The sequence below is a fragment of the Aeromonas oralensis genome, assembly GCF_049665575.1.
Taxonomy (GTDB): domain Bacteria; phylum Pseudomonadota; class Gammaproteobacteria; order Enterobacterales; family Aeromonadaceae; genus Aeromonas; species Aeromonas hydrophila.
This window is the reverse complement of sequence record NZ_CP187186.1, coordinates 3121422-3133933: the sequence shown is the minus strand read 5'-3', so window position 1 is coordinate 3133933 and position 12512 is coordinate 3121422. Positions and strand designations below refer to the sequence as shown.

The following is a 12512-nucleotide window of genomic DNA, read 5'->3' as shown; positions in this document are numbered from 1 at the left end:
AGCTGCCGGTGGCTCCGGAGCCCTCCCATCGACTAACACAGACGTGAAGACAACGAGGCCCCGCAGTGCGGGGCCTCTTTTTTATGACAGCTGGTTTATAGCTGCTGATTTATGGTTTTTTGGCCACCAGGTAGGGGGCGAACTGGGGTGTATGGCTGGCGGCGAAGCCCTGCTCGGTCTTGACGATGAGATAGACCGCAAGACCGTGCGCTTTGGCAAAGGCCATCGCCTGCTCCGGCCCCATCACCATGAGGGCGGTGTCGAGGGCGTCGGCCTCGAGCGCGGTCGGGGTGATGACGCTGGCGGAGACCAGCTTGTGGCTGATGGGCTGGCCGGTGGCGGGGTCGATGATGTGGGAGTAGCGCTTGCCGTCGAGCTCGTAGTAGTTGCGATAGCTGCCGGCGGTGCTGAGGGCCATGCCGTTGGGGATCACCACGTCCGAGAAGGCGCCGGGCTGGTCGGACGGCTCGACGATGGCCACTCGCCAGGGCTTGCCCTTGGCGTTGTTGCCCTTGCTGCGCACGGCGCCGGCCACCTCGATGAGGTAGTTGTGCACCCCTTTTTGCTCCAGCAGGCCGGCAATCTCGTCAGAGGCCGCCCCTTCGCCCAGGGTGGAGAGATCGAGGTATAGATCGGGGATGCGCTTGCCGAGCAGGAAGTGATCCCCCTCGGGCACCAATGTCAGCCGGTCGATGCCCACCTTGTGGCGGGCGCTGGCGATCTGCTCGGCGCTGGGTCGTTTGACGGGCCGCTTGTCCGGCCCGAATCCCCACAGGTTGACCAGCGGCCCCACGGTGACGTCGAGCTTGCCTGCGGTGAGATGGCCGGCGTCGATGCCCTGCTGCACGATGTTGGCCATGGTGGCGGGAATGACCATGGGGGGTTGGCCGCGGCCCTGATTGAAGCGGGAGATAAGGGAGTTTGGGTCGTAGGTGGAGATCTCGTGATTCATGCGCAGCAGCAGGGCATCGACCTCTTGCTGCAGCGCCGGCTCGCCGCCCGGGAAGGGGTCGCTCAGGGTCACCGCGTAAAAGGTGCCCATGGTCTTGCCCTCAATGCGGGTCTGGGTCGGGGCTGGCTGACAGGCGGTCAGCATCAGCAGCAGGGTCAACAACAGGCCACGGTGGGCCGGGCGAGCAAAAAGCGACATGACGGATCTCTTTGGCTGAAACGGATGGCACGGGGCGCAAGCGTGCCGGGGTCGCCAGCTTAGCCAAGGGGGCGGCGGCGGGCGAGTCGCGGCTGGACAAAAGTACGGGGGATAATTAAACAAAGAGTGATTAGTGCGTGGCGCGGCCGGTTCGTCCAGACAAAAAATGGGGATAATCTGGTGACCTGACCCGCAGCTTTGCGCTAAAGACATAGCCGAATGACGACACTTGAGTAGAATAAGGTCGATTTTGACAGCATGTTTGCCAGCCATGGTGCGAGCCCGCAGGCAATTGTGTTGCCATCTATTGCCAATCAAAGGAGAGGATGATGAAAAAGGCGATTACCCTGCTGTTTCTGAGCACCCTGGCGGCCCCGGCTCTGGCCGATGAGTGCGCGTTGGTCATCGAAGGCAATGATGCCATGCAGTACAACCTCAAGGAGATGAGCGTCCCGGCCACCTGCAAAGAGGTAACCGTGACCCTGAACCATACCGGCAAGATGCCGGTGACCGCCATGGGCCACAACTGGGCGCTGGCCAACACCGCCGACTATCAGGCCGTGGCCACTGCCGGCATGAGTGCCGGTGCCGACAACAACTACCTGCCCAAGGATGACCCGCGTGTGCTGGCCCACACCAAACTGGTGGGCGGCGGTGAGAGCACCAGCGTCACCTTCAAGACCGACGGCCTGGCCGGCAAAGATCTCACCTTCTTCTGCTCCTTCCCCGGCCACTTCGCCATGATGAAGGGCACCTTCAAGGTCGGCTAAGTACCGCTTGTCGACCCAGAAGCCGGGCACTGCCCGGCTTTTTTGTGCTCGCTTGCGGCGATTTTGGCGTCAGTTGGATGCCGGTGCGTGCACTATGGCGCGCCGTTTTATGATCCGGCGCCGGGTGAGCGGGGGAGTGAGAGGGTAAAATAGGCGCCTTTTGGGCCTGCTGGGCCCGCTCGAGAGGAAGCAGGTCGTCATGAAAACCATGAAATGGGTGATCAGCGGTTGCCTGCTGCTGGTGTGCGCCATCGCGCTGGCAGCGGAGCCGCCGGTCAAGAAGAGCAGAAACGGTATCTGCCATCCCCAGGGCGGTACCTATTACAGCCGTACCAAGCACTACACCCCCTACAACTCCATGCAGGCCTGCCTCGACAGCGGCGGACGGGCGCCCAAACGCTGACCGGTGTCAGGCCTGCTCCTGCCGCCTACTTGGGCTGCAGGGTAAAGAAGGCGATGGCGCTCTTCTTCTGGCAGTCGAAGTGGATGCTCTGCTCGCCGCTGATCAGCAGGGTCTCGTTGACCGCCATGGGGTGGCCCGCCGCCGCGAGCTGGCCGCTCAACAGGTAACAGAGATAGGTCTTGTCCGCTTCCAGAGTGAGGGTGAGCGGGAAGGGCAAGTTGAGCACCCGCACATTGGCGCTGAGGCGGGCCGGATCATAGATGAGCCCCAGATCCGTCACCTCTTTTTTCAGCAGTTCGCAGTGGGTGTCGTCATCCCCGCAGAAGTGGGCCGCCTCGAAGGTAGCGTAGGGGTGGCCGTTGAGCACGAAGCCGGCCCCGCTGATGGGCAGCAGGATGCGCTGATAGCCGGGGAATTTCGAGAAGGGGCCGGCCCCCTTGATGGGCGCCGAGCTCAGCCGGTAGGCAAAATCGAGCTTGTCGAGGCTGGCGCCGGCAGGGGAGATGAGGATCTGGGCTGTGGTGCCCTGCTTGTTCTTCCAGGGCATCTTCAGCTGGTCGGACTCTTTTATCAGGGTGATCAATGGCGCCTCGGCAGGTGGTGAGCGGGGTTAATCGTGTGGCCAGTGATACCACCCAACCCGCCGCTCCACAAGGTTGCCGCCGTCCCCGGCCATCTGCTTGCCCACTATTTCGCCGACGCCACCCGCTTCGCCCCTACTTGTCCCCTGCAGCGTCGTCATTCCTGTATGAAATACCGCCACAAGGCTGCGGCACTCACCGGCCATCTGCTTGCCCACTATTTCGCCGATGCCACCCGCTTCGCCCCTCCTGGTCCCCTGCCGCGTCGTCAGCCCTGTATGAAATACCGCCACTTGGGCAAGGCGGGCAAGGGCAAAGCCTCAGGCTGTGATCCCGGCGCTGTTAAAGCGGCGGCGGCTCGCTACACTGGCTGCTCTGTTGCCCAAGGAGGCCCCATGACTCACAAGATCATTCTGGATACCGATCCCGGTATCGATGACGCCATGGCAATTCTGTTTGCCGAAGCCCACCCCGCCATCGAGCTGCTCGCCATCACCACCGTATTTGGCAATGCCACCATCGAGAACGGCACCCGTAACGCCCTCTGGCTCAAGCAGCAATACGGCATGAAGGCGGACGTGGCGCAGGGGGCGGCGGCCCCGCTGCGGCGCGAACCTGTGGGCCCGACGACCGTGGTGCACGGGCCGAGCGGATTTGGTGACGTGACGGCGGGGGAGGTGACCCTGGCGCCGGATCCCCGGCCGGCCTGGCAGTATATCGTCGAGGCGGTGAAGGCCGCGCCCGGCGAGATCACCCTGGTCACCATAGGTCCGCTCACCAACCTGGCGCTGGCGCTGCAAGAGGCCCCCGAGATCACCGGCCTGGTGAAGCAGGTGGTGGTGATGGGGGGCGCTTTTGGCGTCAACGGCCATCGCGGCAACGTGACTCCCTATGCCGAGGCCAACATCCACGACGATCCGGATGCCGCCGACCGGGTGTTCACCGCCGACTGGCCGGTGGTGATCATCGGGCTGGACGTGACCCAGCAGAGCTTCTTCAGCAGCGCCTATCTGGATGCACTGCGCGACGATGCGGGGGAGCCGGGGCGCTTCCTGTGGGATGTGAGCCGCTTCTACCTGCGCTTCTACTCGGAACGGATCGGGCTCGACGGCTGCCACGTACACGATCCATCTGCCATCGCCTACGTGATCGATCCAACCCTGTTCACCCTGCGCGAGGGGCCGGTACGGGTCATCAGCGAGGGGCCCGCCATCGGTCACACCCTGCAGAAATTTGACGGCAAGTCCCACCCCCACGACGGCTGGGCCGATTACCGTGCCCAGCAGGTCGGGGTGGCGGTGCGGGATCAGGCGCTGCTGGCGCTCTATCGGGAGACGCTGGTGGCCTGGGGCCGCAGCCGTTAGTGGGCTCGGCGAGCGGGGGCCTTGCGGCCGGGATTGAGGCGCGGCTGTGATCCGCGCCAAACAATCGGGGGCCAGTTGCGGCTTATACTGTCCGCAACCGTGTGAAGAAGGAGAAACAGGATGGCCTGGTTGTCGTTGCTGGTGGCGATCGCCCTCATCTGGTGGTTGATGAAGCTGGGGCGTGGCGCCCTGTTCGAGATCCGGCTTGCGCCCGGCAAGGTGCAGGTCAAGCGGGGCAAGGTGTCGCCGGCGTTCATCGAGCATGCCAGGCAGATCCTGCGCCACGAGACGGTGCGCGGGCGCATCCTGGGTCAGCGCGATGGCGACGGGGTCAAGCTGGTCTTCTCCCGCTCCATCCCCGAACCGGTGGCCCAGCGCTTTCGCAACATCTTCCCCTATGGCGATTACCGGCTGGGGGCGGTGCCGCTCTCCGGCTCCAAACCGCGCAAGGGGTGAGTCATCACTCACATAGCAAACGGGCCTCCACTGGAGGCCCGTTTCGTTATGGTCGGCGTGACTTATTGGTGCAGGGCGCGCTGGGCCTTGACCGTCTCCGGCTTGATGGCCACCCCTTCATTGCCCCAGGAGGCGCGCAGGGTGTTGACCAGCTCGGCGATCTGCTGATCGTTGAGGGTCCAGCCATAACCCGGCATGTGGTAGCCGATGTTGCCCTGGGTGACCGGGGTCTCGGCGCCGTGCAGCAGCACGTTGAGCAGGCTGCTCGGATCCTCGGCCAGCACGGTCTGGTTGCCCACCAGCGAGGGGATGACGTGGTCATTGCCCTGACCGTTGACCCCGTGGCAGGTGGAGCAGTACATGGCGTAGTCCGCCTTGCCACCGGCACTGGCGTAGGCCCGGTTGCCCTTGCTGACCGCCGCGTCGTCGTCGAGTTCGGTCAGGTAGGTGGCGATACTGGCCAGATCCGCGTCGCTGAAATACTGGCTGCTGTGCGTGATCACTTCCGCCATGGGGCCGCTGACGGCCTGATGCTGGCTGCGGCCGGTTTTCAGCAGGTCGATCAGCGCCTGCTTGTCGTAGCGGGTGCCACGAATGTTGGGGGCATACCAGCCATCCAGGGTGGCGCCGCTCAGATAGAGGGGATCCGCCTCGGTCAGGGCTTTTTCCTGCATGCCGAGCCCGCGCGGGGTGTGGCAGCTGCCGCAGTGGCCCGCCCCCTGCACCAGATAGGCGCCGCGGTTCCACTCCTCGCTCTTGCCGGCCACCGGGGTAAAGCGACTGTCATCGTGATAGACCCAGTTCCAACCGTTGAGGGGCCAGCGCATGTCGAGCGGCCAGGGGATGTCGCTCTCCTTGTTGGCAACAGCCTGCGGCTGCACATCCTGCATCAGGTAGTGGTAGAGGGCGGTGAGATCCTCATCGCTCATCTTGGCGTAGGCGGTGTAGGGCATGGCCGGGTAGAGGGGATCGCCGCTGCGGGTGATCCCTTCGCGCATCACCTTGATGAACTCGGGCAGGCTGTAGTTGCCGATGCCGTGGGTCTTGTCGGGGGTGATGTTGGTGGCATAGACGGTGCCGATGGGGGTGGGGAAGCCCTTGCCGCCGGCCAGCGGCTTGCTCGCCTCGCTGGTGTGGCAGGCGGTGCAGTCCCCCAGCTTGGCCACGTATTCGCCGGCCGACATGGCAGGCGCGGCCTGCAGGGTGAAGGCGGGCAGGGCCAGCAGCACGGCGCTGGCTGTCAGGGTCAGGGTCAGGGTACGGATCATTTGGCACCTCCCTTGTGCATGGCAACCAGCTCGTTGACGGCGCGCCAGGCTTGATCGATGGCGGAGTGGGCGTAGGGGCTCCAGTCCGAGTCAGAGTTGGCGATGGTGATGTTGCCGACCGGCTTACGCCCCAGCTCGATCCACTTGTCGCATTGCTCCTCGTCATCAAACAGGGTGTTGGTGATGTAGGAGTAGCCGTGGGACCAGCGGTTGACCGTGATGGCGAGGATATCCTGCTCATGGTTGAAACCGGCGCTGCCCAGCATCCCCTGCAGCTGTTCGCGGATCATCTGCTCGTGCTGCTCGAACGGCATGCCGAGGATCATGGCGCGCCCCTTGCGGGACTGCTCGCGGGCCGAGAGGCCGCTGCCAGGCAAGGTCGGCACGTAGACCATGTGCAGGCACATGGGCTGATCCGGGTTCTTGGGATGCTCGTAGCCGCCAAGGTTGACCGGGTAGTCGAGCTTGACCCGGCTGTAGGGGGCAGCGGGAGAGTAGACCTCGTGCACCCCCAGCTTGACGAAGGACTGCCAGTTCTTGATCACCACCTTGGTGTAGACCAGCGGCGCCTTGACGTTCTGGCGCAGTGCCTCCTTCTGGGGCTCCGGCATCTCGGGCACCATGTAGGGGATCATCATGTTGTAGCCGGCCATGATGGACTGCTTGGCCCGCACTCGGTGCAGTTTCCCCTCCTTGATGTAAGTGACGTCCACTCCCTGTTTGCCGTCTTTGAGCGGCACGTTTTTGGCCTGCAGCGCCGTGCTGCCAAGGCGCAGTTGCACCTTGTGCTCGGGCAGGTCGAGCTTGCTGTAGTCAAACTTGGCCAGCACTACGTCCTGCATGGTGTGGCCGGGGGCTACCTGCGGGATGAGCTTGCGCACCATCAACCGGGTCAGGCCGGCGTTGCCGTCCGGGAAGTGGAAGATGTAGGGATCGTCCAGCTCCGCCTGCTCCTCGGCATCGAGCGGGGTCAGGTTCATGCCGCCAAAACCGGGCAGGGCGCACAGACGTGCATCGGCGCAGGCCGTGGCGTCGATGCCGACCGCCTGGAAGTCGTTGGTGCGTTGCTGGAAGTAGGTGATGGCTCGCTCGCTCAGGCCCACCTTGTCGCGCAGGAAGGTGGTATAGCTGTTGCGGGTCATCCAGAGGTCTTTTTCCGCCTGGGTCATGCCGCTCAGGTAGTCGGTCTTCTCCTCGTGCAGCGCCAGCAGGGCCGCCTTGTCGGCATCATCGAGCGGGAAGTCGCCGATAAACTCTGCCAGCGGCCGCCGTTCAGGCGATCGCGCGGGATGTCGTCGGCCACGTTGTGGCCCGGGTCACCGCTTACCACCTTGTTGACGCCAAAGTGCTTCTCGTCGAAGTAGACGCCGCGGCTCAGGCCCAGATCCGGGTAGAAGGTCTGCTGGAAGCCTTTTGCCAGCTCGTCGATGTTGACCTCGAGTGCCTTGAGCAGCCCCAGTGCCACCGGGCTGTAGACAGAGCGCGGCGATTGCAGGGATTCGCTGCCGCCGTAACCCAGCCGCAGGCCGTCGGGGGTGGTGAACTCGTTGCGCTTGGCGTGGCCACCGAAGTCGTCGTGGTTGTCGAGCAGCAGGATCTTTTTGTCCGCGCCGAGCAGTTGTTGATAGAAGCAGGCGGCCGCCAGACCGCTGATGCCGGCGCCGACGATCACCAGGTCATATTCGCCCTCGAGGGGAATGTTGGCGAAGTCATACTGTTTGCCGTCGCGGGCGATGCTGTGGGCCGGTTCGAAGGAGCCCGGGTGGTTGCCGCGCAGCCCGGTGAGGGCGGGCGGGTAGACCAGCGTTTTTTCAGCCAGTGCCGTGCCGCCTTCGGCCGCTTGCAGCAGCTTGATGGGGGCGACCCCGGCCGCAATGGTGATGGCAACGCCGTTGAGAAAGTCTCTGCGTGTGATGCTCATGGCAATCCCTGTGTATGAAGAGTTGAATGAGAAATGGGATAGGGTTGAATTCGTGACTGGCGAGTAACGAAGGGGCGCAACCTACCGCCATATCCGGATGGAGTCCATGGGTTTGATAATAACTTATTAAACAAAATGATGGGTCATGTGATCGATGGGAATGATGAGATGCGTAGAATATGCATGTTTGCAGGCAAAGCCGCACCAACATCATGGAATTAATTGAAACTTAATTTGATTAATTATGGTTAATTTCGAGTCCCTGTGTTGTCCGGTCATGAGCGACCAATGTGCACGGATATCAGCCTGAAATTTCGCCGGCTAGTCACAAAAGGGTGTCATTTATCCTTGCCAAATAAAGGGTTAAATTGCTGATTGTCTGTTTAATAAACAGATGCAGGGCGAAATAAAACCAGCTGGTGATTGATTTGTGTCGAGTCGGTTTTGATAAATTGCATGACGTCAAGGCATTAACATGCAACACACAGAAATCGCAATCCAAACACAAGTGAGGGATTAATTTTTCATGTTGTTCACATACCCCCCGGTTGAAATAGAATGCTGCGTTTTTCTTACAACTTTAGCCCTGCGAAGATGAGGACATTGCATGAGACCTTTTGATGTAAAGAGGGGCTTGGGCGCTTTGCTGTTGCTCGCGACTGCCGGCTTGCTGAGCGGCTGCGACATGGCTCTGATGAGCCCCAAGGGACAAGTTGGTCTGGAGCAGAAGTCACTGATACTGACCGCACTCGGCTTGATGCTGATTGTGGTGATACCGGTGATTGTGATGGCGGTGGCGTTCGCTTACAAATACCGAGCGTCCAACACCAAGGCCACCTATGCACCGGACTGGGCCCACTCCAACAAGATTGAAGCGGTCGTCTGGACCGTACCCGTCATCATTATCGCCATCCTGGCGGTGATCACCTGGAGAACCTCCCATTCTCTGGATCCCTACAAACCGTTGGAATCCGAGGTGAAACCGATCCAGGTCGATGTCATCTCCCTTGACTGGAAATGGTTGTTTGTCTATCCGGAACTGGGCATCGCCTCGGTCAACGAGCTGGCATTCCCGGTCAACACCCCGGTCAATTTCCGGGTGACGTCCGACACCGTGATGAACTCCTTCTTCATTCCCCAGCTGGGCGGCCAGATCTACGCCATGGCGGGCATGCAGACCAAGCTGCACCTGATCGCCAACGAGGCAGGCCAGTACAAGGGTATCTCGGGCGGCTACAGCGGCGCCGGTTTCTCCGGCATGAAGTTCAACGCCATCGCGACGCAGGATCAAGCCGGTTTCGACGCCTGGGTTGCCAAGGTGAAGGCCTCCTCCAAGGCGCTCAACACCATGGATGAGTTCAATGCCCTAGCCAAGAAGAGCGAAAACCACCCGGTGGAGTATTTCGCCAGCGCCGATCCCAAGCTGTTCGTCAATACCATCAACAAGTTCATGGGCGACATGAAGCACGGCGAGCACGCCGCCATGCAACACGGCGAAAAGCAGGCCGCGATGTCCCATGACGAATCCATGAGCCACGAGGGCATGGAGCATGATGCCTCCATGAACCACGCAGGCATGGAGCACGGCGACGCCATGCACCATGAGGCCCAGGGCGAGCAGATGGACCACGCCGGCCACATGCCGGCCGACAAGACTGTGAAAGCGGGTACTAACTGATGTTTGGAAAATTAACACTCGACGCTATTCCGTACCATGAACCCATCATCATGGTCACGATAGCCGGTATCATTCTGGGGGGCCTGGCCGTCGCCGGGCTCATCACCTATTTCGGCAAGTGGCAATATCTGTGGAAAGAGTGGCTCACCTCGGTGGACCACAAACGCCTCGGTATCATGTATCTCATCCTCGGCATGGTCATGTTGCTGCGCGGCTTCGCCGATGCGGTGATGATGCGTACCCAGCAGGTCATGGCCTCGGCCGGTGGCGAGGGCATACTGCCACCGCACCACTACGACCAGATCTTCACCGCCCACGGCGTCATCATGATCTTCTTCGTGGCCATGCCGCTGGTGATCGGTCTGATGAACATAGTGGTGCCGCTGCAGATCGGTGCCCGTGACGTCGCCTTCCCCTTCCTGAACAACCTGAGCTTCTGGTTCACCGCCGCGGCCGTGGTGCTGATCAACGTCTCCCTCGGGGTCGGTGAATTCGCCCAGACCGGCTGGCTGGCCTATCCGCCCTTGTCGGGGCTGGAGTTCAGTCCGGGGGTCGGGGTCGATTACTGGATCTGGAGTCTGCAGATCTCGGGTCTGGGGACCCTGCTGACCGGCGTGAACTTCTTCGCCACCATCATCAAGATGCGCGCCCCTGGCATGACCATGATGCGCCTGCCGGTGTTCACCTGGACCGCCCTGTGCGCCAACGTGCTGATCATCGCCTCCTTCCCGATCCTGACTGTCACCATCGCCCTGCTCACCGCAGACCGTTACCTGGGTACCCATTTCTTTACCAATGACATGGGTGGCAACATGATGATGTACATCAACCTGATCTGGGCCTGGGGTCACCCGGAGGTGTACATCCTGGTGCTGCCGGTATTCGGGATCTTCTCCGAAGTGGTGGCGACCTTCTGCAAGAAGAAGCTGTTCGGCTACACCTCGCTGGTGTGGGCGACCATCGCCATTACCGTGCTCTCCTTCATCGTCTGGCTGCACCACTTCTTTACCATGGGGTCGGGCGCCAACGTGAATGCCTTCTTCGGCATCACCACCATGATCATCTCCATCCCAACCGGGGTGAAGATCTTCAACTGGCTGTTCACCATGTACCGCGGTCGCATCGAGTTCACCTCACCCATGCTGTGGACCGTCGGTTTCATCATCACCTTCACCGTGGGTGGCATGACCGGGGTACTGCTCTCCGTGCCGGCCGCCAACTTCGTGCTGCACAACAGCCTGTTCCTGATCGCCCACTTCCACAACGTCATCATCGGCGGTGTGGTGTTCGGTTGCTTCGCCGGTATCACCTACTGGTTCCCGAAAGCGTTCGGCTTCAAGCTGGATGACACCTGGGGCAAGCGTGCCTTCTGGTGCTGGATCACCGGCTTCTTCGTTGCCTTCATGCCGCTCTACGTACTGGGCTTCATGGGCATGACCCGTCGCGTCAGCCAGAACATCGATCCCGAGTTCCACGGCTGGCTGGTGGTGGCTGCCTGCGGCGCCGGCCTTATCGCGCTGGGCGTACTGTGCCAGGTGATCCAGATCGTGGTCAGCATCCGCGACCGCGAGAAGAACCGCGACCTGACTGGCGATCCCTGGGGCGGTCGTACCCTGGAGTGGTCCACTTCCTCACCGCCTCCTTTCTACAACTTCGCCATCGAGCCGAAGATCAAGGGACTGGATGCGTTCTGGGAAGCCAAGCAGGACGGTTCCGCTTATCAGCAGCCCAAGCACTATGACCCGATCCACATGCCGAAAAACTCCGGTGCCGGCGTGATCATCGCCGCCTTCAGCGTGGTGTTCGGCTTTGCCATGATCTGGCACATCTGGTGGATGGCCATCGCCGGCTTCGTCGGCATGATCGCCACCTGGATCATCCACAGCTTCAACGACGACGTGGACTACTACGTGCAGGTTGACGAGATCGAGCGGATCGAGCGTCAGCATTTTGAAAATATCAACAAGGTGGCTTAATTCCATGGCGACTGACGTTCTACATCACACCCAGGGTGCCCATGAGGATGGGCACCACGATGCCGGTGCCAACAAGGTATTCGGCTTCTGGATCTACCTGATGAGTGACTGCATCCTGTTCGCGACCCTGTTCGCGACCTATGCGGTCCTGGTCAACGGCACTGCCGGCGGTCCGAGCGGCAAGGACATCTTCGAACTGCCGTTCGTGTTTGCCGAAACCATGCTGCTGCTGCTGAGCTCCATCACCTTCGGCTTCGGCATGCTGGCCATGAACAAGAACAAGGTCGCGGCGGTCAACACCTGGCTGTTCATCACCTTCCTGTTCGGCGCCGGCTTCATCGCCATGGAGATCTATGAATTCCATCACCTGATTGCCGAGGGCTATGGTCCGGATCGCAGCGGCTTCCTCTCTGCCTTCTTCACCCTGGTGGGCACCCACGGTATCCACGTGACCAGCGGTCTTATCTGGATCATCGTGATGATGGTGCTGGTCGCCAAGAAGGGGCTGACCGACCGCAACCGTACCCGTCTGATGTGCCTGAGCCTGTTCTGGCACTTCCTCGACGTGGTGTGGATCTGCGTCTTCACCGTGGTCTATCTGATGGGGGTCATGTAATGAGTCATTCCGTTGACAATCACGGCGCCAGCCACGGCAGCGCCAAGAGCTACCTGATCGGCTTCGTGCTGTCCCTGATCCTGACCGCGGTGCCGTTCTGGATGGTGATGGACGGTTCCGCCTCCCACACCACCGTGCTGGCCACCGTGGTCGGCATGGCGGTGGTGCAGATCTTCGTGCACCTGGTCTACTTCCTGCACATGAACACCTCGTCCGAGGAGCGCTGGAACCTGGTGGCACTGATCTTTACCGTGCTCATCATCGCCATCGTGGTCGTGGGCTCCCTGTGGATCATGTACAACCTCAACATCAACATGATGGTTCACTGA

The 12512-nt window shown here is 61.4% G+C and carries 11 protein-coding genes and 1 pseudogene; 8 read left to right on the top strand and 4 right to left on the bottom strand.

Going from position 1 to position 12512, the window contains the following annotated elements; genetic code table 11:
* Positions 1–109: 109 nt before the first annotated feature.
* Positions 110–1150: an FAD:protein FMN transferase gene (locus ACPDZI_RS14540; protein WP_168966983.1), complete on the bottom strand. Its 1041-nt coding sequence runs from the start codon at positions 1148–1150 to the stop codon at positions 110–112.
* A 329-nt stretch (positions 1151–1479) separates the two neighbouring features.
* Here ACPDZI_RS14540 and azu point away from each other — a divergent pair, with 329 nt between their 5' ends.
* Together azu and ACPDZI_RS14530 are read left to right on the top strand one after the other, a co-directional pair.
* Entirely contained in the window at positions 1480–1920 is a 441-nt protein-coding gene (azu, locus tag ACPDZI_RS14535; RefSeq protein WP_016351438.1) for an azurin, read from the top strand.
* A 199-nt stretch (positions 1921–2119) separates the two neighbouring features.
* Positions 2120–2323, top strand: coding sequence for a hypothetical protein (locus ACPDZI_RS14530; RefSeq protein ID WP_168966984.1), 204 nt, complete (start codon positions 2120–2122; stop codon positions 2321–2323).
* Between the two features lie 25 nt (positions 2324–2348).
* On the opposite strand, the gene ACPDZI_RS14525 is transcribed toward ACPDZI_RS14530, so the two are convergent.
* The gene (locus tag ACPDZI_RS14525; protein ID WP_168966985.1) at positions 2349–2906 is read right to left on the bottom strand and encodes a HutD family protein; all 558 of its coding nucleotides are present in this window, start codon (positions 2904–2906) and stop codon (positions 2349–2351) included.
* 393 nt (positions 2907–3299) lie between these two features.
* Between ACPDZI_RS14525 and ACPDZI_RS14520 the strand changes: the two genes are divergently transcribed.
* Together ACPDZI_RS14520 and ACPDZI_RS14515 are read left to right on the top strand one after the other, a co-directional pair.
* Complete coding sequence (locus tag ACPDZI_RS14520) at positions 3300–4268, top strand: nucleoside hydrolase (RefSeq protein WP_201885683.1); 969 nt, start codon at positions 3300–3302, stop codon at positions 4266–4268.
* Between the two features lie 120 nt (positions 4269–4388).
* Positions 4389–4724, top strand: coding sequence for a DUF3634 family protein (locus tag ACPDZI_RS14515; protein ID WP_017780689.1), 336 nt, complete (start codon positions 4389–4391; stop codon positions 4722–4724).
* A gap of 62 nt (positions 4725–4786) precedes the next feature.
* Here ACPDZI_RS14515 and ACPDZI_RS14510 read toward each other — a convergent pair whose 3' ends face one another.
* Together ACPDZI_RS14510 and ACPDZI_RS14505 are read right to left on the bottom strand one after the other, a co-directional pair.
* On the bottom strand, positions 4787–5992 hold the full coding sequence (locus ACPDZI_RS14510) for a c-type cytochrome (RefSeq protein WP_438833367.1): 1206 nt from the start codon (positions 5990–5992) through the stop codon (positions 4787–4789).
* A pseudogene (locus tag ACPDZI_RS14505) lies at positions 5989–7913 on the bottom strand (NAD(P)-binding protein). The gene ACPDZI_RS14510 and the pseudogene ACPDZI_RS14505 overlap by 4 nt, the downstream one beginning before the upstream one ends.
* A gap of 607 nt (positions 7914–8520) precedes the next feature.
* Here ACPDZI_RS14505 and cyoA point away from each other — a divergent pair.
* From cyoA to ACPDZI_RS14485, 4 genes are read left to right on the top strand one after another with little or no spacing between them, the layout of a single operon-like run.
* Entirely contained in the window at positions 8521–9591 is a 1071-nt protein-coding gene (cyoA, locus tag ACPDZI_RS14500; protein WP_146061590.1) for a cytochrome o ubiquinol oxidase subunit II, read from the top strand.
* On the top strand, positions 9591–11567 hold the full coding sequence (gene cyoB, locus ACPDZI_RS14495) for a cytochrome o ubiquinol oxidase subunit I (protein ID WP_041217880.1): 1977 nt from the start codon (positions 9591–9593) through the stop codon (positions 11565–11567). The genes cyoA and cyoB overlap by 1 nt, the downstream gene beginning before the upstream one ends.
* A gap of 4 nt (positions 11568–11571) precedes the next feature.
* Complete coding sequence (locus ACPDZI_RS14490) at positions 11572–12183, top strand: cytochrome o ubiquinol oxidase subunit III (RefSeq protein ID WP_011706742.1); 612 nt, start codon at positions 11572–11574, stop codon at positions 12181–12183.
* On the top strand, positions 12183–12512 hold the full coding sequence (locus ACPDZI_RS14485; RefSeq protein ID WP_005302933.1) for a cytochrome o ubiquinol oxidase subunit IV: 330 nt from the start codon (positions 12183–12185) through the stop codon (positions 12510–12512). Before ACPDZI_RS14490 ends, ACPDZI_RS14485 begins: the two co-directional genes overlap by 1 nt.